The organism is Hymenobacter terricola (assembly GCF_017921975.2).
Lineage (GTDB): Bacteria > Bacteroidota > Bacteroidia > Cytophagales > Hymenobacteraceae > Hymenobacter > Hymenobacter terricola.
In genome coordinates, this window is the sequence record NZ_JAGEMO020000001.1 from 429,403 (window position 1) to 455,505 (window position 26,103).

General features: G+C 61.1%; 23 protein-coding genes. 6 read left to right on the top strand and 17 right to left on the bottom strand.

Annotated elements, in window-relative coordinates; all coding sequences use genetic code 11:
* Positions 1-40 precede the first annotated feature (40 nt).
* The 5 genes from J4G38_RS01645 to ettA are packed head-to-tail and all read right to left on the bottom strand — an operon-like array spanning position 41 to position 6,850.
* The gene (locus J4G38_RS01645) at positions 41-1,303 is read right to left on the bottom strand and encodes a hypothetical protein (RefSeq protein WP_210514568.1); all 1,263 of its coding nucleotides are present in this window, start codon (positions 1,301-1,303) and stop codon (positions 41-43) included.
* A 44-nt stretch (positions 1,304-1,347) separates the two neighbouring features.
* Positions 1,348-2,514 carry a hypothetical protein gene (locus tag J4G38_RS01650; RefSeq protein WP_210514569.1) on the bottom strand — a complete coding sequence of 389 codons (1,167 nt, stop codon included), beginning with the start codon at positions 2,512-2,514 and terminating at the stop codon, positions 1,348-1,350.
* A 26-nt stretch (positions 2,515-2,540) separates the two neighbouring features.
* Positions 2,541-4,001 carry a hypothetical protein gene (locus tag J4G38_RS01655; protein WP_210514572.1) on the bottom strand — a complete coding sequence of 487 codons (1,461 nt, stop codon included), beginning with the start codon at positions 3,999-4,001 and terminating at the stop codon, positions 2,541-2,543.
* 45 nt (positions 4,002-4,046) lie between these two features.
* The gene (locus J4G38_RS01660) at positions 4,047-5,138 is read right to left on the bottom strand and encodes a hypothetical protein (protein ID WP_210514575.1); all 1,092 of its coding nucleotides are present in this window, start codon (positions 5,136-5,138) and stop codon (positions 4,047-4,049) included.
* Positions 5,139-5,185: 47 nt separating this feature from the next.
* The gene (gene ettA, locus J4G38_RS01665; protein ID WP_210514578.1) at positions 5,186-6,850 is read right to left on the bottom strand and encodes an energy-dependent translational throttle protein EttA; all 1,665 of its coding nucleotides are present in this window, start codon (positions 6,848-6,850) and stop codon (positions 5,186-5,188) included.
* A 275-nt stretch (positions 6,851-7,125) separates the two neighbouring features.
* Here ettA and J4G38_RS01670 point away from each other — a divergent pair, with 275 nt between their 5' ends.
* From J4G38_RS01670 to J4G38_RS01680, 3 genes are all read left to right on the top strand, one after another.
* Entirely contained in the window at positions 7,126-8,445 is a 1,320-nt protein-coding gene (locus J4G38_RS01670) for a DUF349 domain-containing protein (protein ID WP_210514581.1), read from the top strand.
* A gap of 101 nt (positions 8,446-8,546) precedes the next feature.
* Positions 8,547-8,768, top strand: coding sequence for a DUF2795 domain-containing protein (locus J4G38_RS01675; RefSeq protein ID WP_035561220.1), 222 nt, complete (start codon positions 8,547-8,549; stop codon positions 8,766-8,768).
* 62 nt (positions 8,769-8,830) lie between these two features.
* Entirely contained in the window at positions 8,831-9,586 is a 756-nt protein-coding gene (locus J4G38_RS01680; protein ID WP_210514584.1) for an ABC transporter ATP-binding protein, read from the top strand.
* Between the two features lie 35 nt (positions 9,587-9,621).
* On the opposite strand, the gene J4G38_RS01685 is transcribed toward J4G38_RS01680, so the two are convergent.
* From J4G38_RS01685 to J4G38_RS01695, 3 genes are all read right to left on the bottom strand, one after another.
* On the bottom strand, positions 9,622-10,824 hold the full coding sequence (locus J4G38_RS01685; protein ID WP_210514587.1) for a lycopene cyclase family protein: 1,203 nt from the start codon (positions 10,822-10,824) through the stop codon (positions 9,622-9,624).
* Positions 10,825-10,977: 153 nt separating this feature from the next.
* Complete coding sequence (locus J4G38_RS01690; RefSeq protein ID WP_226163100.1) at positions 10,978-11,721, bottom strand: LOG family protein; 744 nt, start codon at positions 11,719-11,721, stop codon at positions 10,978-10,980.
* A gap of 337 nt (positions 11,722-12,058) precedes the next feature.
* Entirely contained in the window at positions 12,059-13,288 is a 1,230-nt protein-coding gene (locus J4G38_RS01695) for a Glu/Leu/Phe/Val dehydrogenase dimerization domain-containing protein (protein WP_210514593.1), read from the bottom strand.
* 244 nt (positions 13,289-13,532) lie between these two features.
* Between J4G38_RS01695 and J4G38_RS01700 the strand changes: the two genes are divergently transcribed.
* A complete protein-coding gene (locus J4G38_RS01700; protein WP_210514888.1) occupies positions 13,533-13,853 on the top strand; it encodes an ArsR/SmtB family transcription factor in 321 nt (106 codons plus the stop codon).
* 60 nt (positions 13,854-13,913) lie between these two features.
* Here J4G38_RS01700 and coaE read toward each other — a convergent pair whose 3' ends face one another.
* From coaE to J4G38_RS01740, 8 genes are all read right to left on the bottom strand, one after another.
* The gene (coaE, locus tag J4G38_RS01705) at positions 13,914-14,510 is read right to left on the bottom strand and encodes a dephospho-CoA kinase (RefSeq protein WP_210514596.1); all 597 of its coding nucleotides are present in this window, start codon (positions 14,508-14,510) and stop codon (positions 13,914-13,916) included.
* A gap of 16 nt (positions 14,511-14,526) precedes the next feature.
* Positions 14,527-15,261, bottom strand: coding sequence for a YbbR-like domain-containing protein (locus tag J4G38_RS01710; RefSeq protein ID WP_210514599.1), 735 nt, complete (start codon positions 15,259-15,261; stop codon positions 14,527-14,529).
* Between the two features lie 2 nt (positions 15,262-15,263).
* Positions 15,264-15,593, bottom strand: a complete 330-nt coding sequence (gene yajC / locus J4G38_RS01715; protein ID WP_210514602.1) for a preprotein translocase subunit YajC — start codon at positions 15,591-15,593, stop codon at positions 15,264-15,266.
* 18 nt (positions 15,594-15,611) lie between these two features.
* Complete coding sequence (locus J4G38_RS01720; RefSeq protein WP_210514605.1) at positions 15,612-16,121, bottom strand: DUF1573 domain-containing protein; 510 nt, start codon at positions 16,119-16,121, stop codon at positions 15,612-15,614.
* A gap of 178 nt (positions 16,122-16,299) precedes the next feature.
* On the bottom strand, positions 16,300-17,298 hold the full coding sequence (locus J4G38_RS01725; protein ID WP_210514608.1) for an isocitrate/isopropylmalate dehydrogenase family protein: 999 nt from the start codon (positions 17,296-17,298) through the stop codon (positions 16,300-16,302).
* A gap of 110 nt (positions 17,299-17,408) precedes the next feature.
* Positions 17,409-17,720 (bottom strand): YtxH domain-containing protein, encoded by a 312-nt coding sequence (locus J4G38_RS01730; RefSeq protein WP_210514611.1) that lies wholly within the window; start codon positions 17,718-17,720, stop codon positions 17,409-17,411.
* Positions 17,721-17,860: 140 nt separating this feature from the next.
* Entirely contained in the window at positions 17,861-19,057 is a 1,197-nt protein-coding gene (gene nusB, locus J4G38_RS01735; protein WP_210514613.1) for a transcription antitermination factor NusB, read from the bottom strand.
* 90 nt (positions 19,058-19,147) lie between these two features.
* Positions 19,148-20,239, bottom strand: coding sequence for a Glu/Leu/Phe/Val dehydrogenase dimerization domain-containing protein (locus tag J4G38_RS01740; protein WP_210514616.1), 1,092 nt, complete (start codon positions 20,237-20,239; stop codon positions 19,148-19,150).
* Between the two features lie 223 nt (positions 20,240-20,462).
* On the opposite strand from J4G38_RS01740, the gene J4G38_RS01745 reads away from it, so the two are divergent.
* Both J4G38_RS01745 and J4G38_RS01750 read left to right on the top strand, forming a co-directional pair.
* Complete coding sequence (locus tag J4G38_RS01745) at positions 20,463-22,247, top strand: ABC transporter ATP-binding protein (RefSeq protein WP_210514618.1); 1,785 nt, start codon at positions 20,463-20,465, stop codon at positions 22,245-22,247.
* A 105-nt stretch (positions 22,248-22,352) separates the two neighbouring features.
* Positions 22,353-22,745, top strand: coding sequence for a VOC family protein (locus J4G38_RS01750; RefSeq protein ID WP_210514620.1), 393 nt, complete (start codon positions 22,353-22,355; stop codon positions 22,743-22,745).
* Positions 22,746-22,819: 74 nt separating this feature from the next.
* On the opposite strand, the gene J4G38_RS01755 is transcribed toward J4G38_RS01750, so the two are convergent.
* Positions 22,820-26,038: a TonB-dependent receptor gene (locus J4G38_RS01755; RefSeq protein ID WP_210514623.1), complete on the bottom strand. Its 3,219-nt coding sequence runs from the start codon at positions 26,036-26,038 to the stop codon at positions 22,820-22,822.
* Positions 26,039-26,103: the final 65 nt, after the last annotated feature.

Consider the following 26,103-nt stretch of genomic DNA (forward strand, 5'->3'; position numbering starts at 1 on the left):
ACGCCGTGTGCAGCAGCGCCGCTTTTAAGCGCCGCCGCTGCTAATAATTGAAGTCCCGGGGCTCGCCGGCCAGCTCCCGGCCGCGCAGGATGAGGCGCTCCAGGTAGGCGGGCACCGCGCATTTCTGCTTGGGGTCATCCTCGTCATCGGGCCTGGTGGCATCGTGGTAGGCGCGGAACTGGTCGGGCGCGGCCGGGGCCAGGCCCGTGGCCAGCCGAAATTCGTAGTCCTCGAACACGGCCGGCAGCGCGGCCAGCAGCAGCGCCCGGTGCAGCTCCTGCGCGGCCCCCACGATGCCCAGCCGCCAGTCGGGGTGCGCGGCCACGGGCCAGGGGCCGCGGGCGTCCCAGAGCAGCTCCCGGCTGCTTTCGGTTTGCTGCATGAAGTGGCTGTAGTGACTGTTTTGCAGCCGGAGCCAGGCGCGGTGGTAGGCCCCGAGGGGCTCCGGCTCGGGGTCGAAGGCTTTGGCAAATGCCTCAAACTGCTGGGCATACTTGTCGATGTACCAGCCGGCCGGGGACTCAAACGACTCCTGGGCGTCAAAGTCGTGATAAAAAGGTCGGGGGTCGGGCACGTAGGGCGTGGGCGGGCCCTGGGTGGCCTGTTCCTCCTCAATGGCCAGGTCCCGATAGTATTCCTCGCGCTCGCCTTTGTGGTTGGAATGGGTGGCGAAGGGGTAGCCGGCCGGTGCGCCGGTGCGGGCGTCGTCGTAGGCGTACCAGGCTGGGTACGGGGCACAGTCGAGGAAGTCGTCGGCGGGCGGGTTGGGCTGGGTGCTGCGCCAGTCGTCATACATCCGGTCGTAGTCCTGCCAGTCATCGAAGCGCCGATGGTCGGGGTGGTGGCCCACGTCCTGGCAGGCGGAGCTGGCCAGGTAGTCGCAGTACCGCTCATACTCGGCCGGGGTGATGGGCGGCAGCCAGGGGCAGGCGTGGACGTGCCGCTCCCAGAGCGTAAACTGGCGGCCGACGGCCACGCCGGGCAGGGTGATTTCGCCGGCCCGCCAGCGCACCTGCAAGTCAAACAGCTTCTTCTGCTGAATGTCGAACAGGCGCTCGTAGGCATCTTCCTGGTATTCGATGGCTTGGTGCAAGCGGAATTTCACCATGCCGGGCCCCTTGCGCAGGCAGTCCACTTTGTGGGCCGCGTAGTGCTTGATGAACCCCTCCACACTGGCCGGCGCGTAGCCCGCCAGGTACGGCTGGTAGCGCGGGTCGGTGCGCAGCTCGTGCTCGAAGTCGCGCTGCTGCCGGGCAAACTGTTCTTCCCGCTCGGCGGCGGCGAGGTGGTAGTCGGTAGCCATGGTATGATAAAGGGAGAAGCAGTGGGGGAAATAAACGGCCCGCGCTAGCGGCCCGGCTGCCGGGCCTGGTAGGTGGCAAAGGCCGCCCGAATGGCGGTAGCCAGGCGCTGCTTGCGGTGGTCGAGCCAGGTCAGGTGCAGGGCTTCGCGCCAGTCGGCGGCGGCCGCAATGGGCAGGCGCTCGGGTATCTCGGCCAGCAGGCGGCCCGCCTCGTGCCCGGCATTGTTGAGGAGGCGCTCCGCTTCGATGATTTCCGGGGCATCGGGCGCGGTGGGCGGGGGCAGGCAGGCCTGGTGGTAGCGCTGCATCTCGGAGGTTTCCTGCTCGCGCATGAGGGTGGCGGTGAGGCCCGCATAGTCCGCATACCCCAGCCACGGGACCGGCGGCGGCAGGGGCGGGTCGGGGGCGGGTGGCGGGGATGGGGGCGCAGCGGATGCCGGCCGGAAGATGCCGGGCTGGTCTTCGTCCTCCTCCTCCGCGTCGTCGTCGGGCCCGTTGGCGAAGCCGCGCAGGTTGGGCCGGCTGAGCACCAGGTTGGGCGGGCCGTCGCGCTGGTCGCACCAGGCGTACCAGCCGGGGTACTGCAGCTCGTTGGTGCCGAAGCGCGCCGTCCGGGCCCGGCGGCGCACCCCGGCGGGGTCGTAGTCTTCGCCCCGCAGCAGCAGGAAGTGCCTGAAGGCGTCGTAGTCCTGAAAATCGGGCGTCTGCGCGGCCTCCGGGTCGGCATCCGAGCAGTACGGGCTGGCCAGGTAGGCCAGGTAGTCCGCCACCTCATCGGCCGTGATGCGGGGCAGCCAGTGGCACTTCTTCACCTTACCACCCCAATATTGAAAATCGGCCGCCGTGCTCACGTAAGCCTCGGCAGCCGTAGCCTCGCCGGCTCGCCAGCGCACCTGCTCTTCAAACAGCTTGCGCTGCTGAATTTCGCGCAGGCGGTGCTTGGCCTCCCGCGCCAGCTCCCGGTCGATGCGTTGCTCGTACTCCAGATGGTTGCGGCCGGCGGTGAGGCTGCTGGCCCGGCTATCCGCGTAGGATTCTAAAAAACCGTCGCCATCGTCGCGGAACTGCCGCAGCCATTCCCGCACGGCCGGGTCGTTCTGGTGCCGGTCCAGCGCCTCGGCGCGCAGGCGCACCAGCTCGCGGTGGCGGGCTGCGGTCCGGCGCGGGTCGCCGTAGGGGAGGTGGTCGAGGGGGGGCTGGTCGTCGGACATCAGGGGCAGGTCAGGAAAGGCAACGGTTAGTAATTGAAATCCTGGGGTTCGCCGCACAGGGCGCGGCCGCCCAGCACCCAGTCGCGCTGCACTTGCAGCACATGCTCCTCGTAGTCTGCCCGGCTCAGCCCCTCGTGTGGGGAGGGCGGGGCGGGGCGCAGGCCCAGGGCCAGGCGCTGGCGGTATTGCTCGTATACCGTGGTCAGGGCCTCGGCCAGCCAGTGCTTGCGCAGGTCCGTGGCGGCCGTAATCAGGGCCTCGCGCCAGTCGTCCGCATCCGCTTCGAGCGGCACCAGCTCCTCGGCTTCCATCAGCACCTCGAAGGCCTTGCTCACTTCGTCGTTGGTGTTGTCGCGGTGGTCCAGGCCGGCGTCCATGGCTTCCTTGAGCTGCCGGAGGCGGGGCGTGGGGTCAAACGTTTCGGCTATTTCATCGAATAGCGCCCCCGAATCATAATGGCTCCACATGGTGCGGCGGTCGCGGCCGGGCGCGGGATGGGGAGCCGCCGGGCTATCAGGAGGTAAGGCGGCGTTATCGTCAAGTAAGGCTGCGTTATCACTAAATAAGGCCGCATTATTGATAGGTAAGGCAGTGTTATCGGCAAGGCGGGCCGCATTATCATCAAGCAAGGCAGTGCTATTGCTAAGGCGGGCAGCGTCATCACTAAGTAAGGCAGTACTATCGGAAAGGGGGGCAGCATCTTGGGTCGGCAGGGCCGAGTTGCCGGTAGGGAGGGCGGTGGTTGCGGCCTGCGCCGCTTTTTCGGCGGCTTGCCGGGCGTGGCCGTCTTTCAAATACAGGGTGGCGTAGTGCTTCTGGCGCTCGCCGCGCAGGTCGGGCAGGGCCAACATGTCGGTGCCATGGTGGCGGTCGTAATAGCGGTACCACGGCAGGTAGCCGGGGTGGTAGTTGTTGATGCTGGCCTCGTCGTCCCGGTAAAAGTCATCGGGGTCGAAGGCCGGCTCCTCGGTCAGGTGGGCGTCGGCGTAGTTCTGCCAGTTATCGGGCCGCCAGTCGCTGTAGTGGTCGGCCGCGTCGAGGCATTCCGGACTGAGCAGGTAGGCGCGGTAGAGTTCCACCTCGTCGGGGGTAACGGGCGGCAGGAAGTCGCAGCGTTCGGGGTGGCTTTCCCACTCGCCAAACTGCTGGTAGATGTTCACGCCGGGCAGGTCGATTTCCCGGGCCCGCCAGCGGCATTGCAGGTCAAACAGCTTCTTCTGCTGAATGTCCCACAGGCGCTGGTAGGCCTCGGTGTGCAGCTCGGCGGCGTGGCGCTCGCTCCACTGCTCGTAGCTGGGGCCGTGCAGCACGTAGCGGGCCTTGCGCTGCGCATAGGCCGCGATGAACGCCGCCACGCTGGCCGGGGTGTAGCCAGCAAAATAGGGCTGGTACTCGGGGTTGGTGCGCAGCTCGTGCTCGGTATCGCGCACCAACTGGGCCAGTTGGCGGCGCTCGGCCGCCAGCTTACGGGTCGTTTCGGCAGACATTGGCAACGGCAAAAAAGGGGTAAGCAGAAAAGCTATGGGGCCGGGCTACCCCGGCGGCGGGTGGGCAATGCCCGTCTGTTCCCGCAGGCAGTAGTCGCGGTACACGGCCGGCAGGGCTTCGGCCAGGGTGCGCTTCTCGTGGGCTACCTGGGCCAGGCGCAGGCACTCGCGCCAGTCGTAGCCCGCCGCCACGGGCACGGGTTCCCGCGCTTCGCACAGCTCCTCGTACACGGCATACATGGCTTCGGTCTTGGCATCCTGTTCCGGCTGAAACTCCATGGCCCGCATAAAGCCCAGCACCTGCCGGCTCTCGAACCGCTTGATGAGGGTTTCGGACAGCTTCAAATCGTTGGCCCCCAGGTGGCGCAGGGCGGGCTCGGGCGGGCCGGGTGGCATTTCGGGCGGCCGCGGCTTCGCGGGCAAGGCCGGGCTCGGGGCCGCGCCGCGCTCGTCGGGCAGGCACAGCAGCGGCCCGGTGCCCCGGTACAGGTCGTAGTACGCGTACCACTCCGGGTAGCGAAAAAGCAGGTTGAAGAGGTGCCCGAACGAGTCCTGCAACCCGGCGGGCAGGCCCCGGCCCACGTCGTGGCCGGGCGAGTCGGACCCGGCTTCTTCCAGCCGGTGCCACTGCCGGAACAGGTCATATTCCTGCCAGTTGGGCTGCCCGATAACGCCCGCGCCCACGTCCACGCAGTCGTTGCTGAGCAGGTAGGCGCGGTACAGGGCCACGTCCTCGGCGCCGATGGGCGACAGCAGCGGGCACCGGGTAATGTCCTTGCCCCAGGTGGCAAACTCCGCCCCGGTTTCCACGCCGGGCAGGTCGAGCAGGCCCGCCCGCCACTCGCATTGCAGGTTAAAGAGCTTTTTCTGCTGAATTTCCCACAGGCGCTCATTCGCTTCGGTCAGCGGGCGCAGGGCGCGGCTTTCTTCGGCGGCCAGCCAACTCGGGCCGTGCACCAGGTAGCGGGCCTTTTCTTCGGCGTAGTGGCCGAGCAGGCCGCTGCCATCACCGTAAAAATCCGTCAGCCACGCCTGCACGGCCGGGTCGGCCGCCAGGCGGGCTTCGGTTTCTTCGGCAATGCGGGCCTGCTCGCCGAAACTATCGGCTTCCTGGTCGTAGTGGTCGGCAGTATTCATGGCAGCGATGAAGTAGCCTGCCAAGCTACACCATCACCGGCACATTTCTACCCCAGCTTCTTGTAGCGCACGCGCTTCGGCTCCACGTCGCCCAGGCGCTTGCGCTTGGCTTCCTCATAATCGGAGAAGTTGCCCTCGAACCACACCACCTCCGAGTCGCCCTCAAAGGCCAGGATGTGCGTGGCCAGCCGGTCCAGAAACCACCGGTCGTGGCTGATGATGACGGCGCAGCCGGCAAAGTTTTCCAGCGCGTCTTCCAGCGCCCGGATGGCGTTTACGTCCAGGTCGTTGGTCGGCTCATCGAGCAGCAATAAGTTGGCGCCCTGCTTGAGCGTCATGGCCAAATGCACGCGGTTTTTCTCGCCGCCGCTCAACGTGCCCACTTTCTTCTCCTGGTCGCCGCCGCCGAAGTTGAACTTGCTTACGTAGGCGCGGGAGTTCACCGGCCGGCCGGCCAGCAGCATGGTTTCGGTGCCGCCCGTAATGGTGTCGAACACCGATTTGCTGCCGTCCAGCGTGTCGTGCTGCTGGTCGATGTAGGCCGTGAGCACCGTCGGGCCCACTTCAAACGTGCCCGCGTCGGGCTGCAATTGGTCCGTGATGAGGCGGAACAACGTGGTTTTGCCCGCGCCGTTCGGCCCGATGATGCCCACAATGCCACCCTGCGGCAGCGAAAAGCTCAGGTTTTCAAACAGCAGCTTGTCGCCAAACGACTTCGTGATGCCCTCGGCTTCAATTACCTGCGCACCCAGGCGCGGGCCGTCGGGAATGAACAGCTCCAGTTTCTGCTCCTTGTCTTTGGCCTCCTCGCTGGCCAGCTTATCGTAGTTGGCCAGGCGGGCCTTGCCCTTGCTTTGCCGGGCTTTGGGCGACATCCGGACCCATTCCAGCTCGCGCTGCAGGGTTTTCATGCGCTTGCTTTCGGTGTTCTCTTCCTTGGCCATGCGGTCGGTTTTCTGCTCCAGCCACGAGGAATAATTGCCCTTCCACGGAATGCCCGAGCCGCGGTCCAGCTCCAGAATCCAGCCGGCCACGTTGTCGAGGAAGTACCGGTCGTGGGTCACGGCGATGACCGTGCCCTTGTATTGCTGCAAGTGCTGCTCCAGCCACAGCACGCTCTCGGCGTCGAGGTGGTTGGTGGGCTCGTCCAGCAGCAGCACGTCGGGCTCCTGCAGCAGCAGGCGGCACAGGGCCACCCGGCGCTTCTCGCCCCCGCTGAGCGTGCCGATAATGGCCTCCTGCGGCGGGGTGCGCAGCGCGTCCATGGCCCGTTCCAGCCTGGTGTCGAGGTTCCAGGCGTCGAGTTGGTCGAGCCGTTCCTGCACCTTGCCCTGGCGGTCGAGCAACTTGTCGAAATCTGCGTCCTCGGCCCCAAAGGCTTCGTTGATTTCGTCGAATTCCTTCAGCATGGCCACGGTTTCGGCCACGCCTTCTTCCACTACTTCGCGCACCGTTTTGGTGGGGTCGAGCAAGGGCTCCTGCTCCAGATAGCCCACCGAGTAGCCCGGCGAAAACACCACTTCGCCCTGAAACTGCTTGTCGACGCCGGCAATAATTTTCAGCAAACTCGACTTGCCCGAGCCGTTGAGGCCGAGCACGCCAATCTTCGCGCCGTAAAAAAAGGAGAGGTAGATGTTCTTGAGAACTTGCTTCTGGGGCGGGTAAATCTTACTCACGCCGGCCATGCTGAAGATGATGGTCTGGTCGCTCATGGGGTGGGGGAGGGGGCTAAAAGAAGGATTAAGAACGCAAAGAACGACAGCCCACGCTTGTGGGCCATGCCCCGCCCCGGCAGTTTTGGCCGCCCCATGCGCCCTGTCCGTTCAGGGCGGGCTTCAGTTTTATCCCGTTTCCTTATTGCTACATCTTTTCATCACGTTTTTACCGTAAACTTGTAGTCCTTTCCCGGCCCACGTTCCCCTTTCTGCCCAAGCTCTACCCTCCCACCCACGTATCCTACACTCCTACCCCCGAGCTTAACATTTCTATGGAACCAACCGCCCCCCTGCTGGCCGAAGCGAAACGCTATGGCTACGTGGAAGCCGGCGGCGTCTGGCTGAGCCCTGTGCTGGGCCAGCCCGCCCGCCAGATTGGCCTGGTTAAAGAAACCGGTGATGCCGCGCTTCTTTATTTTGCCCAACGCTTCGAAGCCCTCAAAGCCAAAGTCGACGCCTTATTGGCGAAAATGGACGCGAGCGAGAACAAAGGCTCGTTTTTAATGAAGGCGCTGCACCTCAAAGAGCAGCTGCTGACCCACGACGGCCTTGGCGATTTCGCGGGCCTGCACCGCCGCCTCACCGCCGCCGAAGAAGCCGTCGGCGTGACCGTGGCCCAGAACCGCGAAAAAAACCTGGCCACCAAGCTCGGCTTCATCAAGGAAGCCGAGGCCCTGAGCGAGAACGTGGAATGGATTTCGGCCAGCGAAAAGGTGAAGGACCTGCGTCAGGGCTGGCTCAAAACCGGCCCCGTCGACAAAGCCATGACCGACCAGCTGGAAAGCCGCTTTCAAACGGCCATCCAGGTGTTTTTCGACCGCCGCAAAGCCTTCCAGTCGGACAAAAAGGCCATGAGCACGCGCGTGCAAACCCGCTACCGCGACCTCATTCAGCAAGCCGAAGCCCTCAAAAACTCCGACCAGTTCGAAACTACCTCCCGCCAGCTCAAGCTGCTCCAGCAGGCCTGGCGCGAGGTGAACGGCACCTTGCCCAAAAAGCAGGCTTCGGAGCTGTGGACACGCTTCCGGGCCGCCAACAACCATTTTTTCGAGCGCCTGAAAGTGCACATCGCCGCGCAGCAAGCCACCGGCAGCTCCAGCGCCTCGGCCTTGCCCGATGAGCTGCTGGCCCGCAAGCGCGCCCTCGCCGACCGCGCCGAAGCCCTGATGGCCATTCCCCCGCAGGAAGCCATTCACCAGGCCAAGGCCTTGCAAGCCGAATGGAAACAGGTAGGCACCGTGCGCGGCGAAGAGTCGGACCGCATCTGGCAGCGCTTTATGGTGGCCTGCGACAAGATTTTTGAGCTTAGCGCCCTCGAGTACCACTTGCGCAAGCGCACCACCGGCGAGCCCATGCCCACCGCTCCGGCCGAGCGGGCGCGCTTCCGGGCCAGTACCCTGCGCGAACTGCTCAAGGACGACCACCAGGAGCTGGAAGTGCTGCGCGATAACCTCGACAAGCTCAGCCCCAGCGCCGCCAACGATGCCTTCCGCCAGATGCTGCAAACAAAAATCAGGTCGTTTGAACGCAAGATTCGCACGAAAAACGACCTGATTGCACTATTTAGCCAGCAGGCCCAGGCCGCAAGCTAACATTCACTCATATTTTTCGTTGTCGATTCCAACGCAGTTTCTATCTTGTATCTTGACAGGAAACTGTTACCTTCGCCAACCTTTTTTTTATCCTCCTCCCTATGTATTGGACACTCGAACTGGCTTCCTACTTGGAAGATGCGCCCTGGCCCGCCACCAAAGACGAACTGATTGACTTTTCCATCCGCTCGGGTGCGCCCATGGAAGTGGTGGAGAACCTGCAAGCCCTGGAAGACGACGGCCAGCCCTACGAAAACATCGAGGAAGTGTGGCCCGACTACCCGACCAAGGAGGACTTTATGTTCAACGAGGACGAGTATTAGGATGTATGATTGTTAGTTGCTCGTTGTCAGTTGTTAGTACCTAAGCGGCTCCTCGCTGTCCCATGTCTGACAACCCACAACTAACAACCAATAACTCAATAACCATCGAAAATCTGGTTGCGGGCTACCCCGGAAGGGTGCTGGTCCGCAACCTTTTTTTGTGCCTGCCCGTGCCGGCTTTCGTGGCCGTGGTGGGCCACAACGGCAGCGGCAAAACCACGCTGTTCCGGGTGCTCACGGGCCAGCTGCCCTACCAAGGCAGCATCCAGTTGCACGGCCAGGAGGTGCGCAACCTGCGCCGGGCCGCCCAGGCGGGCCTGCTGGGTTACCTGCCGCAGCGCGGCAGCATTGGTTTTTCCATAGCCGTGCGCGAACTGGTGGTGATGGGCCGCTACCGTCACCACGGCCTGCTAAGCGCCTACTCACCCGCAGATTATGCCCTGGCCGATGCGGCGCTGGCCCGCGTCGGCATGGCCCACCTCACGGCCCGCGACTTCACCCAACTCTCGGGCGGCGAGCAGCAGCTGGTGTGGCTGGCCCAGCTCAGCCTGCAGGACGCGCAGATATACCTGCTCGACGAGCCCACCCAGCAGCTCGATGTGTACTACCGTCGCCAGGTGTTCAGCCTCGTCCACGCCTGGGCTACGGAGCAGGGCAAAACCGTGCTTTGCAGTACCCACGACTTGGATAACCTGCCGGAATTATCGGGTTGTCTGCTCAATCTGTCTGAGCCGGAACCGCAATTGCGGCCCATTTCGGCCGCCACCGTACAAGCCGCCCGCGCTTGGCTGGAACAGGCCCCTATGGGTAAAGAATGAGTTAAAATATGGACGCCCTTTTTAACTCTTCCCTTTTAACTTGTTTTTCGCCGCCCCGGCCGGTCCCGCAGCACCTGCGCAATAGAGTGCATAAACGGCCCCGGCGCCACCGAATTCATCACCCGCAGGTTGTCGGCCCACGACGTGGTTTCGTCCAGAAAGCGGAAGATGCGCTCCACGGGATTGCGCTCGAACAGCTGCCGAAATATATCCCGCGTGGTTTCGCCGCGCCGCTGCATGATATCCAGCAACAGCGTGTCGAACAGCCGAAATTGCCACTTATCGCCGGTTGCATCAGCCGGCGGGTGCCCCGTGCTTGCGAGCGCCGCCACCAGCCGCGCCGAGTGCTGCTGAATACGCTTGAACGCATAGCCAGTGCTCGGTTTGGCCCGCCCGCCCCGCGTGCCCAGGTTGATGACGTGCTGGCCCGCCCGCGCCGGCAGCGGGTGGTCCGTCATCGGAATAGCGCCTACTTCCTCGGCCCTAACGTGGTAAGCCGTCAAGCCCAGCGTCCCACTTAGATATTCCCGAATAGCCGCTTCATATTCCTCCTTCGGTAGCGTCGTTTCAGAAAATAACGTGTACTCCACCAATGCTTTGCGCGCCGAAAAGGGCAGTACGTACATGAACCGCGCCTCGTGCTGCTGTTCGCCGCGAAAGTCCATGAATTCTACCGTAGTCGGGTCGAACACATCAGCATCAGTCTCAATTTCCCAGCCCACGAAGTGCTGCAACAGGTAGCGGTGTTTCTCTGGCTGCTTCAGCTGCTCCAGGTTGGGCGGGCGGCTATCGAAAGCATAGTGGCCCCTGAACTCGCCCGCTGTGGTGCGCGCCCGTGCGCGGTGCGCAACATTGTCCAGGCTTTTTACCGTGCCGCGCACGAAGGTGAATTGCGGATTATCCGCCAGTGCCCGCCACACAAAGCGGTAATAATCCAGCCCGTTGATGGTCTTGTAGCGGTAGCGGCCCAGGTCGAAAACCCGTTCAAAGCCGGGGCTACGAAAGGCGATTTTCCGCCACTCATGCGCCACGATGCCGTCGAATGCCGTCGGCTCATCGGTCCAAAAGGACCAGGTTCGGTCGTTCCGGTCTTTGGCTTCGGACTCAATCAGCAGCACCTTTTTACCAGCAAGGCGCGGCTCCCGCGCAATGTGATACGCCAGACTCAGCCCCGCCGCGCCGCCGCCGACAATCAGGTAATCAAACTCTGGAATTTCGGGAACAGCAAGTGAGGACATGAGCGAAGAAACCACAAAAGGCCTCGGAAAGGCGAAGCTACCCACAAAAAAAGCCGCTTCCGAAGAAGCGGCTTTTGGGAAAGCGGCGTTTCCTGCTCCAAAACCGGGAGACCAATAATCCGCAAAATCCACCTAATCCGGCTAAATCCGCGATTAAAAGTTCGGCGACAGCAAGTACTTGTGGTAGAAATCGTCGATGATTTTCACCGCCTCGCTGGCGTCGTCCACAATCTGCACCAGGCTCATATCTTCGGCCGAGATGTTGTGCTCTTCGTGCAACATCACGTCCTCAATCCACTTAAACAGGCCATTCCAGTACGCCGAGCCCACCAGCACGATGGGGAAGCGGCTGATTTTCTTGGTCTGAATCAGCGTCATGGCTTCAAACAGCTCATCGAGCGTTCCAAAGCCGCCGGGCATGCCCACGAATGCCTGCGCGTATTTCACAAACATCACCTTCCGCACAAAAAAGTAGTCGAAGTTGATGCACTTGTCCTGGTCAATGTAAATGTTGTGGGTTTGCTCGAAGGGCAGCTCGATGTTGAGGCCCACCGACTTACCGCCCTCGGCACGGGCACCTTTGTTGCCGGCTTCCATGATGCCGGGGCCGCCGCCCGTGATAACGCCGTAGCCGTGGCGCACCAGTTTGGAGGCAATCTCCTCGGCTAGCTGGTAGTATTGGTTGTCGGGCTTGGTGCGGGCCGAACCGAAGATGCTGACGCACGGGCCGATTTTGGACATCTTTTCGAAGCCCTCCACAAACTCGGCCATCACCTTGAAAATCTGCCAGCTATCGGCAATTTTGATTTCGTTCCAGTCCTTGTCCACAAAAGCTTTGCGCAGGCGCTGCTCGTCCTCAATGGCCATGGTGGTCTGGCCGTTGGTGGTTTGGCGCATCTCCGTGATGGACGTGAGCTTATCGTCGTTGACGTTGGGCTGCTTGATGGTTTTGCCGCTGCCGGCATTCAGCATGTCGTCGGAAACCTTGGTCTTGCTGGTCTTTGCTTTTTTCAGAGTAGACATAAATTCAGAGGGAATTCTATTAAAAACAAAATCGCCCCGTAGATGGGGCGACCAAAAGTAGGGCGTCAAAGTTATCGAATTGTTACCAAATAACAATTGATGTGCTCAAGTGCTGATTTGCTGACGTGGAATGGCATGGCAAGCCGCCGCGCTGTTTGCTTTAGCACAAGGTCGTTATATGCCAGCACATCGAGAAATCAGCAAATCACCCCTACACCAACTGCCGCAGGGCCATCTCAAATGAGCGCTGCGCGATGCCCGTGGCTTGGGCATTTTCCTGGCGCGTACGCTCCAGGGCCGCCCCGATGATGCGCGAAGTATCGGCGAAGATGGCCTGGTCGGTGATTTCGGCACCGGTTTCCATGAGGTAGGCAAACACGCGGGCCATGCCGCAGTTGGCAATAAAATCGGGGATAACGGCCGCGTGCTGGTCGGCAAATTCGCCGGTGGGGCCGAAGAAAATTTCCGGGTCGGCGAAGGGTACATTGGCCCCACAGCTTATTACTTTCAACCCGCCCGCCAGTAGCAGTTCCAGCTGTTCCCGCGCCACGAGGCGCGACGAAGCCGCCGGAATGAAAATATCGGCCCCCACAGACCACACCTGCGCGTTAATTTCTTCGAAAGACAGCAAGTTGCCGTCGGTTAGGGAGTTTCCTTCACGGGCCAGCAGCAATGCCCGGATTTCTTCCAGGCCGAAGCCGTCGGGGTTCAGCAATCCGCCGGCCCGGTCGATGATGCCCACGATGCGCACGCCCTGGCCGGCCAGGTAGTAGGCCGCCGCCGCGCCCACGTTTCCCCAGCCCTGGATGATGGCGCGCTGTCCGCGCACGTCGGTGCCGGGCCAGAGGCGGTAGTAATGGCGCACAGCCTCGGCCACGCCGTAGCCGGTGATGAGGTCGGCCACGGTGTACTTGCGGGCCAGGTTGGGAGAGAAGGTGGCGTCTTCCACCACCTTCACCACGCCTTGCCGGAGCTGGCCCAGCTTTTGGATTTTCTGGGGTTCAGTAGCGTGGTAATGACCCGTAACTACGCCCTCTTGCGGATGCCACAGGCCATATTCTTCAGTAATAGGTATAACCTCATGTATCTCATCTACGTTAAGGTCCCCACCAGTGCCGTAGTAGTTTTTCAATAATGGAAATACGGCGCGGTACCATCGCTCCAATACCCCGCGCTTGCGCGGGTCCTGCGGGTCGAAGTTGATACCCGACTTCGCCCCACCGATTGCCGGCCCCGATACCGTGAACTTTACTTCCATCGTTTTTGCCAAACTTTCCACTTCCCGCTTGTCCAGGCCCTTGCGCATGCGAGTGCCTCCACCGGCTGCACCACCACGTAATGAGTTGATTACCACCCACCCTTCGGCTTCGGTTTCCGAGTCTTTCCACTCAAAGACAATTTCAGGACGTCTGTTTTCAAATTTGGTCAGCAGGTCAAGCATCGAATGACAACTTAAAAAAAATCTGCCAATAAAAGCAGGGCCGTAAAGGTAGGCAGGAACTCCTGAGCGGTTAAAAAGTGGAATTGCATTACCGGGAGAAATAAAATGCATAAATATTTATGTATTTTGAAAATATTCGAACTATTTCCCCCTATTTTGCATCATGCTTAGGAACTACCCAAGTAGCAATGATGTATTGCACTTATTCTACACTTCCATTTTACCTTCACTTTTTATCCAGTTCATGAAACCATTGCATTCGCGCGTAGAAGCGCAACAGTTGGACCGTGCCGCGGCTATGCTCAAGGTTCTCTCTCATCCAAAACGATTGGCTATTGTTGATTTGCTGGGCAAAACCAAGGGCAAAGACAGCCAGATGTCCGTTACGGACATTTACCAAGCCCTTGACCTGCCCCAAGCCATTGCTTCGCAACACCTCATCACCCTCAAAGACCGGGGCGTACTGAAGTCGAGCAAAGTAGGCACCAAGATTTACTATTCGCTGGCTGTGCCTCAGCTTCTTAAGGTGATTGACACCTTGGAGGATTATTCCGGTAAGCTATAGATTATTAGAAGTGCCCAGTAAGGAAGGCTGTTTCGAAAGAAGCAGCCTTTTTTATGTTCCTTAGGGCTGGCTAAATGCCGTGTGCAAGGCCAACACCTGGGGCAATAACGGCTGCACGTCGTCATTGGTCAGCACATAATCGGCCCGCCGCATCTTTTCTTCTTCGCTAAGCTGCTTGGCCATGATGGCTTGCACATCGGGAGGGGAGCGGTGCGGGTCGCGCCGCAGTACGCGGGCCTGGCGCACCGCCAGCGGCGCAAATACGGTGATGATGCGGTCGAGCTGCTTGTAAGAGCCGGCTTCGAAAAGCAGGGCCGCTTCTTTTAGAATATAGGGGTGGCCGGCGCGCTGCTGTGCGGCAGCCCAGCGCTCAAAATCGGTGCCGACATGCGGATGGACAAGGGAATTGAGGTGGGCCAGCAAAGCTGGGTCCCGAAACACGGTGCCGGCCAAAACTGCTCGGTTCAGGCGTCCCGTGCTGTCGTAGGTATCGGGGCCGAAGGCGGCGTTTAGCTGCTGGCGCAGCTCGGCATCGTTCTCCATTAGCCACCGGGCCCGGGTGTCCGCATCGTAGACGGGAACGCCCAATGCGTGAAATAAACGGCTGGCAATGCTTTTGCCAGAGCCAATTCCGCCGGTGATGCCAATCCGTAGCATATGTGCTTGATGGAAGTTATTTGGGCGTTTCGGCCGTGCGACGGTGTCGGCCGCGCGGGCGGAGTACGGCGCGGGGCTGCCTCCGCACCCGCACTGTGGCTACCAGGGCGCGTACCCGTGCCGGTGTTTTAATGGCTATTTCCAGTTCTTCAGCGTCGCTATCAGCCGCCGGGGGAAGCGCCACGGGGTAGGGAGTCGGCAGGGCATTCACCAGACTGGCCGGGCCGCGAAACGTGACCTCTGCCGGGATAAAAAGTGCGGTGTAGTGCTGGGCAGAGTCGGGAGGGAGCCCGAGCGGCAGCCGCCGGCTGGCGTACCGGTCAAACGTGAGCCGCAGGGTGTCGCCGGCCCATTCGTTGACCTGCAGGCCTTCGAGTGCGGTTTGCAGGCCGCGGTGCCAGGCCTCGGCGGGCAGGTAGCGGGTGCCGGGCAACGGCACGGGGCGCAAGTCGGCGGGGTGGGTGCCCCAGCCCAGGTTGGCCCGCAGCAGGCGCCAGCCCTGGCCCGTGACCGTGACCGGCAGCACTGCCGGCAACGGCCGCAGGGGCACGTAGTGCACCGAATCGTAGTGCCACGCCAGTGGGAAATTCAGGCGGGTGGTGTAGGTTTTATTCAGGGCATTCATCTGCCAGAACAAGCCAGCCGCCAGCAGGCACGCCGTCACGGCCCGGTAGAAGCTGGGTTCCTGGCCTTCAAAGGGGCGCAAGAACCAGCGCACCAGCCGGCCCGCCCGGTTCAGCGGCCCGTCCATGACTAGGTGTTGGCGATGCTATCGGCGCCGGAAGCGGCTTTGTTGCCCACTTCGCGGGCAATGGCCGAGCGGTCGAAGCGCAACTTGGTGCCGCGGTCGACTTCCACCACCACGGTGTCGTCGGTGAGCTCAATAACCAGCCCGTGCAGGCCGCCGATGGTGACGATGCGCGAGCCTTTGGCCAGCGACTGCCGAAATGCTTTGGCATCGGCCGTGCGCTTCTGCTGGGGCCGAATCATGAAGAAGTACACCACGAGGCCAATGGCCGCCGGAAATATCAGCTGCATGAAATCCATTCCGCCGGAAGCTTGTAGTAGTAAGGTCAAAAACATGGTGTTTAGGATGTTAGCTTAGAGAGGTTTCTTGGCGTCGGCGTCGAGCACATTGCCTTTGATGAGGATGGTGGTGATGTTGGGCTGCGTATTGGCCCGCACCGCCACCTGCTTGCTGATGATACCCTGCTTGCCATGGCTATCAAACTGCACTTCCATTTTGCCCTGGGCACCGGGCGCCACGGGCTCTTTGGTCCAGCTGGGCGTGGTGCAGCCGCAGGAAGCCGTAGCGTCCTCAATCAGCAGCGGCGATTTGCCGGTGTTGGTGAAGCTGAACGTGTGATGGACTTTGGTATCAGGCTGAATGTCACCAAAATCAAATTCGGATTCGGCAAATTTCATTACCGGCGCATTCGGGTTAGGTGCTTCATTTTCGCTCACCACATTGGGGTTGTCCACCGTAGGATTGGCGGCATCGGAAGCGGCGGTGGCGGCGGCATTCATGCCTTCGGTCCCAACTTCCGGGGCTTTGTCGCGATTGCAAGCCGCAAGCAGAAGTGTAGCAGCGAGAAGAATCTGGTATTTCATCGAAGAGGTGGGCACGCGCCCAGGCGCGTTCCGGTGTTGAACGAATTAAAAGTCAAGGGTATCACCAAACAGCAGCGCGCCGCGCAACGTGCCCGGCTGGGCAGGCGGCTGGTGCGACTGGCGCAGCTATGCGAACAATTATTACAACGCGGCCACACGAACGCGCTATAGCGCGTTCCTACAGCTTGTTGATGATGTTTTGGGCGAACTGGCTGGTGCTGGCTTTGCCGCCAAGGTCGCCGGTGCATTCCGCCTGGTTGAGCAAAGTGCCTTCGAGGGCTTTTTCAATCTGGTCAGCCTTAGCGTGTTCGCCCAGGTAGTGCAGCATCATCAGGGCCGAGCGGAGCAGGGCGGTGGGGTTGGCTTTGCCCTGGCCGGCGATGTCGGGGGCCGAGCCGTGCACGGCTTCAAAGATGGCCATGTTGTCGCCGATGTTGGCCCCGGCCACCACGCCCAGGCCGCCCACGAGGCCGGCGCAGAGGTCGGACAGCAGGTCGCCGAACAGGTTCGTGGTCACAATCACGTCGAACTGTTCGGGCTTGTTCACGAGCTGCATGCACATGTTGTCGATGATTTTATCCTCGAACAAAATCTGCGGAAACTCGTTGCTGGCCTCTTTGCAGGCGTTGAGCATCAGCGTGCCAGCCATTTTGATGATGTTGGCCTTGTGGGCCAGGGTCACCTTTTTGCGGCCGTGCTTGGCGGCGTAGGCGAAGGCCGCGCGGCATATCTTGCGTGAGCCCTCCACCGTGACGCGGGCAATAGCATCGGCGATGCCGAGGCGCTCGTCCCACATTTCGAGGCCCGAGTACAGGCCCTCGGTGTTTTCGCGAAACAGCACGAGGTCGATGCCCTCGTAGCGGGTGTGGATGCCGGCCGTGGTTTTGCTGGGCCGCACGTTCTGGTAGAGGTCGTACTTCTGGCGCAGCGTCACGTTGATGCTGCGGAAGCCTTTGCCGACCGGCGTGGTAATCGGGCCTTTGAGGGCCACCTTATTCTTTTCCAGGGACTTGAGCAGCGAATTTGGAATCAGCTCGCCCGATTGGTCAAACGTGGTCTGGCCAGCGTTCTGCTCTTCCCACTGAATGGGCACCTGCGCGGCAGCAAAAATATCGGTTACCGCTTTCGTGATTTCGGGGCCAATGCCGTCGCCGGGAATAAGGGTTACTAAGTGCATATTACTAATGTGTTGATTGTTCGATGTGCCACTGTGTTAATGGACTGATGCGCTGCGGAATCGGATTCCCGCAATCAGCACATCAACCCATTAACACAGTGGCACATCAACTAGGCTCCCTTGCGGGAATTGATTTGGTTAATGAGTTGGTCCACATCGCCCAGCAACTGCTCGGCTTTGGATTTGGCGTCGGAAATCACGCGTTGGCCTTCGCTTTTGGCGGTGGACTGGCCGGTGGCTTCGCGGCTGGTCACAAGGCTGTCGGTGAGGTCGGCCAGAACGGAGCGGTATTTCTCCAGCTGATAGCTGAGCCAGGAGCGGGTTTCAGTGCCGGGTTCGGGGGCATAGAGCAAGCCAAGGGCTGCGCCGGTGAGGGCGCCGCCCGCGAAGCATAGGATGCCGGTGGTGGTTTTGCTGGCCATGGTCGTCGGGATGAAAAAGGAAGAAAGGTGAGAACAGGTGCTGGCGTGAGTACGGAGAAACGCGGCACCAGGTGCAAAGGTGGCTACGGCGGCCCAATCTCGGGCCACCCGCGCCGGTTGCGTCCAGTGTTGCCGGCAGCTTACTGGTTGTCCAGCAGGCCACGGCCCGATTTGCGAATGTCGCCACTGGCTGCCAAATCCTGCGCCAGCTTGTCCAGAATGCCATTCACAAACTGCTTGCTCTTGGGCGTACTGTAGAGCTTACTGATTTCAATGTACTCGTTGATAGTAACTTTCACCGGAATGCCGCGGAAAAGCTGCATTTCGGTGAGCGCCATTTTCAGGATGATTTTGTCGAGCAGGGCCACGCGGTCCACGTCCCAGTTCTGCACCGAGCCGGCGATGAGCTTTTCCATCTTGTCGTCCTCAATCAGCGTCTGCTTGTAGAGGGTTTCGGCAAATTCGCGGTCGTCGGCCCAGTTGGCCGAGAGGTTCATCAATTCCTGTGTTGGCTCGGCGGCGAAGGGCAGCATTTTCAGCGTCTTCAGCACCAGGTTGCGCACGATGGGCCGGTTTTCTTCCCAGTTCAAATCGTCGGCTTCGAGGTGGCGGGGCAGGGCATCACCCTTGAAAATGAAGTCCTTGTAGAGATGACGCAGGATTTCCATGTCCGTGTCGTAGTCCATTTCGGGCTCGTCGGTGGGCTTGCCAGCCAGGTAGGCCAGCAGGGTTTCATCGGCCTTCATTTCGCCCCAGGCCGCGCGCAGGGCTTCGAGGTCCTCGGCGCTGTCCCAGGCCAGCTTGCGCCGGATGGTCAGGCTCTGGAGCTGCTCGTTGGCCATCAGCTTGGCCATGGCGACGTTCTGGTGCAGGCGGTTGGCATCCAGGGCGTCTTCGCGCGGGCCGAGGCGGCGGCGCTCCTCGCGGCTCTGCTCTTCCTCAATCACGCCGAGCAGGGCGGCGGGCAGGTTGAGCAGGTGCAGGTACTGGTCGTGAATGCTTTCAGCCCCGGCCAGCAGCTGCCCGCCGAAGAAAGTGCCGTCCTTTTTCACCTGCGCCTGAAAAAAGCTGATGGCATCGGCCAAAGCCGCGTCCACGGCCTTGTCGTCGGTCTTTTCGGGGGCGTTGCCGGTGCGATACCAGTCGCGCAATTGGGCTTCGCCCAGCTTGCGCTGGCCTTCCAGCTGGCGGCGGTCGGGCGCCTCTTTGGCTGTCAGGTCGGGCTCGAAAGCAGCCGCGATGCGGTCCTGCGCCAGCATTAAATCAGCTCCCACCGCCTGGTGGTAGGAGTAGAGCGACTGCATGACTTTGATACGAAGGAGGCGGCGGTTGAGCATTGTTTAGTTGTTAGTGGCTGGTTGTCAGTTGTTAGTGCCTGGTTGTCAATTGCTGGAACAGACTAGCAACTGACAACCAGCCACTAATGACTAGTAGGTCGATTTCACCTTGCCCACGCTGGCAATGCGCTCCTTGGCCTGCCGGATGGCGGCGGCTTGCGGGTGCGTGCCTTCTTCTTCGGCTTTCGCCAAAACCTGGAGGGTGAAATCGTAAATTTTTTCGGTTTGCGTAAGGGCGCCCTGGCGGCTGGCGCCGGTTACTTCAGAATACACATTGATGAGGCCGCCGGCGTTGATGAGGAAGTCGGGGGCGTACACGATGCCGCGGCGCACTAGCTCGGGGCCGTGCAAATTTTCGTTTTTGAGCTGGTTGTTGGCGCAGCCGGCTACCACGCGGGCTTTCAGGCGCGGAATGGTGTCGTCGTTGAGCGTGGCACCCAGCGCGCAGGGCGAGTAGATGTCCATCTCCTGGTCGTAGATGTCGTCCAGGCCCACGGCTTTGGCGCCGAAGCGGTTGGCCGCATCCAGCGCCCGGTCCTCGTAGTAATCGGTAACAATGAGCTTGGCGCCTTCTTTCTGCAAATGCTCCAGCAGGTAGGTGCCGACGTGGCCCGTGCCCTGCACGCCGATGCGCTTGCCGGCCAGGCTCTCGGAGCCAAAGGCTTTCTTGGCGGCGGCCTTCATGCCCATGTACACGCCGTAGGCCGTGACGGGCGAGGGGTCGCCGGAGCCACCCATGCTCTCGGGCAGGCCGGCTACGTGGGTGGTTTCCATGCGGATGTACTCCATGTCCTTGGTGGTCATGTTCACATCCTCGGCCGTGATGTACTTGCCGTTCAGGTTCTTCACGAAGCGGCCAAACTTGCGCAGCAGGGCTTCGGTCTTCATGGTAGCGGCGTCGCCGATGATGACGGCCTTGCCGCCGCCCAGGTTCAGGCCCGAAATGGCGGCCTTGTACGTCATGCCGCGCGAGAGGCGCAGCACGTCGTTCAGCGCTTCCATGTCGCTGGCGTAGTGCCACATGCGGGTGCCGCCAAGCGCGGGCCCGAGCACGGTGTTGTGGATGCCGATGATGGCCTTCAGGCCCGTCTCGTGGTCGTGGCAAAACACGACTTGCTCGTGCTGGTGCTCGGCAATCTGACCAAAAATGGTTTCAGGTGCCAGGATTTGGGTTTCAATCATACTTGGGGGATGAATGAGTGTGGTGGGAATTTGGAATGGATGGTTGAGAAGTGTGCGGCGTAACTTTGTTGGGTCTTTATACGGAGTCTGTTCGGAAGCAGTAAACATGCTTCACGGCGTTGAGTATTACCGTTGAATTGAAAAGTTTTTGATAGCAGCGTAAGCCTTTCAGGCCGCAAAAGTACCGCTATTTTCCCGAACCGGCCCCCTTTCCACCCTGCCCGTGCGCGCATTATCCGCCGTTAACCCGTTCATTTTCCGCTACAAGTGGCATTTCCTCGCGGGCGTGCTGTTCGTGGCCCTGAGCACTTTGCTGGCCATTTTTCCGGCCCAGCTGGTGCGCTACGCGTTCGATTTGGTGAATGAGGGCATCGACCTCTACCACCTCTACGCGGGCACCCAGACCCAGAGCGGGGTGTACCAATTGTTTGGCCGCAACGTGCTGTTTTATGGCATGCTCATCATCGGGCTAGCCCTGCTGCGCGGCATTTTCCTGTTCTTCATGCGCCAGACGCTCATCGTGATGTCGCGGCACATCGAGAACGACCAGAAAAACCAGATTTACCGGCACTACCAATCCCTGCCGCTCAGCTTCTACCGCCGCCACAGCACCGGCGATTTGATGTCGCGCATCTCGGAGGACGTGAGCCGGGTGCGGATGTACCTCGGGCCGGCCATCATGTATTTCCTGCAATTGGTGCTGCTGTTCCTGCTCATCGTGCCACTCATGCTCCTGGTGAACGTGAAATTGACGCTGTACACGCTGCTGCCGCTGCCGGTTTTGTCGGTCAGTATTTTCTACGTCAACAACTTGATTGAGCGGAAATCTGACGAAATCCAGCGGGCGCTTTCCGGCATGACGACCTTTGTGCAGGAAGCTTTCTCCGGAATTCGGGTGCTGAAATCTTTTGTGCGCGAGGCCGATTCGCACGCCCAGTTTGCGGCAGCCAGCAACGAATACAAGGAGAAGTCCCTGAGCCTGAACTTCGTGAACTCGCTGTTTTTTCCGCTCATTCTATTCCTGATTGGGCTGAGCACGCTCATCACCGTGTGGGTGGGCGGGCAGGAGGTCATCCGGGGCACCATCACCACGGGCACCATCGCCGAGTTCCTGATTTACGTGAACCTGCTCACCTGGCCGGTCACGGCGCTGGGCTGGACGTCCTCGCTGGTGCAGCGGGCCGAGGCTTCGCAGGCCCGCATCAACGAGTTTCTGGACCAGAAAACCGACATCGTCTCGCGCCAGAACGTGCAGCACGAGCTGGTGGGCGACATTGTGTTCGAGAACGTGTCTTTCACCTACCCCGATACTGGTATTCAGGCCCTGCGCAACGTGAGCTTCCGGGTGCGGCCGGGCCAGACGCTGGCCGTCATCGGCAACACCGGCTCGGGCAAAAGCACGGTGGCGGCCCTGCTCTGCCGCCTCTACGACGTGACGGCCGGCGACATCAAAATAGATGGCACCGACGTGCGCGACTACTCGCTCAGGGCCCTGCGCGGCCAGATTGGCTACGTGCCGCAGGACGTTTTTCTGTTCTCCGATACCATCCGCAACAACATCAACTTCGGCCTCGACCAGCCCGATGAAGTCCGGATGCTGCAAGCCGCCAAGGATGCCGACGTATACGAAAACATCCTCGCCTTCCCCGAAGGGTTCGACACGAAAGTGGGCGAGCGCGGCATCACGCTTTCCGGCGGCCAGAAGCAGCGCGTGAGCATGGCCCGCGCCCTGGTGAAAGAGCCCAAAATTCTGATTCTCGACGACTCCCTCTCGGCCGTCGATACCAAGACGGAGAACGCCATTCTTGGTAGCCTCCAGCGCATTATGGCGGCGCGCACCAGCCTCATTATCTCGCACCGCGTTTCGTCGGTGAAGCTGGCTGATGAAATCCTGGTGCTCGACGATGGCGTGATTGTGCAGCACGGCACTCACGACGCCCTCATGGCCGATGCCGACGGCCTCTACCGCGCCCTCTACGACCGGCAGCTCCAAACCGAAGAAGCGTAGCTGATGGGCTAATTGGTTGATTTGCGGATTACTTAATGTGCCTCAGCATATTAGCCCATCAACTAATCAGCTTGCCGGCGCGTGAACCAATCAGCCGATTATCCCATGCGCCAACATCTTGCCCACGTCACCCTGCTCGTTCGGGATTATGACGAAGCTATTGCCTTCTACACCAACGTGCTGGGTTTCAGCCTGACTTCTGACCAAGACATGGGCGGCGGCAAGCGCTGGGTGGTGGTAGCGCCGCCCGGTTCGGCCAGCGGCAGTCTGCTGCTGGCCGAAGCCAAAACCGACGAAGAAAAGCGCGGCGTGGGCCACCAGGGAGCTGGCCGCGTCTGGCTGTTTCTGCACACCGACGACTTTTGGCGCGACTACCCGGTGCTGCAAGCCCGCGGCCTGCATTTTCTGGAAGTGCCCCGTAGCGAGGTGTACGGCCACGTTGCCGTGTTCGAGGACCTGTACGGCAACAAGTGGGACCTGCTCGAGCCGCTGGGTTAAGTGCTCCGATGCAGCATAAAAATACCCCGGCAGTAGCTGCCGGGGTATTTTTCATTTCGAAAAGTACGAGTTAATTAATCGAAGATGTAGCGCACGCCCACCTGCGCCCGCCAGCGGCTGGCTAGGTTGGTATCGGTGAAGAACGTCTGGTTGCCGCCGCGGAAGTTGAACGCGGGCACATCGGAGCCGGTCGCGTAGCTGGTTTCCAGCAGGCGGTTGTTGCCCACCACCTGCCGGTTGCCCCAGCTGCGGTTGAGGAGGTTGCCCAGGTTGAGAATGTCGAAAGACACCTGGAGCGTATTTTTCTTGCCGCTGCTGGTGGCCACCGCAAAGTCCTGCATCAGTTTGGCGTCGAGCTGAGTATACCAGGGCGAGATGGCCCCGTTGCGCTCGGAGTATTCGCCGCGGTGGGCGCTGAGGTACTTGTCCTGGTTAATATAGGTGTCGAGCTGCTGCCACTGCGTGGCGGCTGAAACCGTCTGGCCCGCTGCGGTGGTGTAGGGCACCAGGTTGATTTGGCTCTGGCTGCTGGGGATGAAAATCAGGTCGTTGCCGTCCACACCGTCGCGGTTCAGGTCGCCGGCGTAGGTGTAGCTGAAGCGGTTGCCCTGCCCGGCCTCAAACACCAGGCCCAGGGTGGTGCCCAGCTTGTCGTTGGCGTAGGCGAAGCGGCGGCCGGCGGCGGCAATGATGCGGTGGCGCAGGCCAAAGTCGCTGTAGGAGAGCTTGGGTTGGTTGGGGTTGCCCACCACGGGCAGGCGCTGGAAAGCATCGCCGGCAATTTCGCCGGGGTTCGAGGTAATGTCCTTGGCCTGGGCGTAGGTATAGGCCGCCGAGGCGTAGAAACCGCTGGCAAACTCCTTGCGCAGCTGCCCGGTGAGGGAGTATTGGTAGCCCTGGTTGGTGTTTTCGAGCGCAATCACGCCCGCATCAAGGAAGGTGAACTGGCCGTTGGGGCCCGTGAACGAGTTCAGGCGCGGGCCGGCGGCGGGGTAAATCAGGCGGTTGTCGGCCCCGGCCAGGTGCTGGGTGGGCGTCACAAGGTTGTAGTTGCGATGCACCACGGCGTTGCGGTCTTTCGAATAAATGGCCTCAATGGTGCCCACAATGCCGCCCGGCAGCTCGTGGTCGACGGCCAGATTTGAGCGCCACACCTGCGGGAATTTGAAGTCACGGCCCGTCGAGTTAATCTGGAAGGTGTAGAAATCGCCGAATGAGGCGTTCGAGGCCTGGTTCGAAATCCACACAAACGGGATGCGGCCGGTGAAAATGCCGGTGCCGCCGCGCACCTGGGTTTTGGCGCCGTCGCCCTGCGAAGTGTAGTTGAACCCCAGCCGGGGCGAAAACAGCGGCGTCGATTTCGGCAGCTCCGACACGTCCACCTTCACCGGCTGGCCGTCGGAATTGAGGAACGTGGCGGCCGCAACCTGCGCATTCGGAGCCACCGTCGTGTTGTAGATGGGAATGTCGGCGCGCACGCCCAGGGTCAGCTTCAGGGCCTGGCTCGCCTGGTACTCGTCCTGCACGTAAAGGCCGAGCTGGGCCACGCTCACGTCCACCTGCTTCACGGGCGTGAGGGCACCGGCAGCGGCCTGGCCGTTCAGGTCCAGGAAATTGGGGTTGGGGCTGCTGGCGGTGCCGGGACGGGTGTCGGCAAAAAAGTCGCTCAGCTCCAGGCGCTGGTAGCCATAGCGCTGGAGGTTAAAGCCGTTCACGAAATTGAACCGCTCGTAATTGACGCCCGCCGTAAAAATGTGCTTGCCGGCAAAGTAGCTCAGGTTGTCGGTGAGCTGCAAAATGTTCTGGTCCAGGGTGTTGTTGGCCGAGAACTGCTCGGTGCCCACGCTGGTGTAGGTGGTGCCGCCCTGGGTAATGTCAATCATCGGGAAGAATTTGCCCGAGGGCAGCTCCCGAAAGTCGCGGAAGGCCGAGAAGCTGGCCTGGGCCTTGTTGCTGAATTTGCCGCCCCCGAACGTGCTGTTCAGCTCGGCCACCACCGAGTTCAGGTTGTTGTCAATCGTGTAGCCGGAGTTGGCAAACTGCAGGGTGTTCACGCCGGGCACGCGCGAGGAGGGCGCGATGGCAATGGGGTGCGGCCCCTGCTCGCGGTAGCTCTTGAGGTAGTTATAGCGGATGGAAAACGTGTTCTGCGGGTTGATATTCCAGTCAATTTTAGCCAGAATCTTATCCGAGTACGTGCGGTAGTTAAAACCCTGGAACGGCCCTGGGTCGTAGCCGTACACCGACGTCAGGCGGTCGCGGATGGCCTGCAAATCGGCCTGTTGCACCCGGCTCACGCCGTTGAGCTGGCCGCTTTGCGCGGCCGTGGCTTCGGCCGCGCTGGTGGCAGGCCGGAAAGTCTGGCCGGGGTCCGTCTGGCGGGTGATTTCGGCGTTGGCAAAGAAGAACAGCTTGTTCTTGATAATCGGCCCGCCCAGGGCAAAGCCCGTCTGGTTGAATTTCAGGCTGGGGTTTTCGATGGTGGCACCTTCCACTTTCTTGCCAATCAGGCCCTCGTTGCGGAAGTAAGTGTAGGCCGTGCCTTTTAAAGAGTTGGTGCCGCTCTTGGTCACGGCGTTGATGCCGGCCCCGGTGAAGCCGCCCTGGCGCACGTCATACGGCGCCAGGCTCACCTGAATCTGCTCGATGGCGTCGAGGCTCACCGGCTGCGAATTGGTTTGGCCGCCGGGCGTGGGCGAGTCCAGGCCAAAGGAGTTGTTGAAGATGGAGCCGTCGAGCGAGAAGTTGTTATACAGCGTGTTGCGGCCGCCAAAGCTCTGGCCGCTGGCCTGGGGCGTGAGGCGCGTAAAGTCCTCCTGCGAGCGGCTGATGGTGGGCAGCGTGCGAATGGCCGTCGAGCTGATGTTGGTGACGGCCCCCGTGCGGTCGGGGTTAATCTGGCCGTCGCGGTTGCCCTTCACCACCACTTCGTCGAGCTTCTGCCCCTCGCCTTCTTTTAGGGTGATGCGGGTTTCGAAGGTTTTGCCCAGCACCAGCTGCACATTGTTCTGCACGTAGGTGTCGTAGCCCACAAACGACACCTTGATTTCGTAGGGCCCGCCGATGCGCATGTTCAGCAGGTCAAACTGCCCGTTGTCGCGGGTGGCATTGCCATACGTGGTGCCCGAGGGCAGGTGCGTGGCCACCACCGTGGCGCCCGGCAGGGGCTGGCCTTTGCCGTCGAGCACCAAGCCCTTTATTGCGGAGGTTGTGACCCCCTGCGCCAGCAGGTAATTGTGGCTCGTGAAAAGCAAAAAGCCGAGCAATAGGAGTAGTAATGATTTGTTCTTCATGTGAATAGCTTTTTTATTTATCCGAAGCTTATGCTCAGAATTTCGCCGCAAAGTTATGTTAAGCA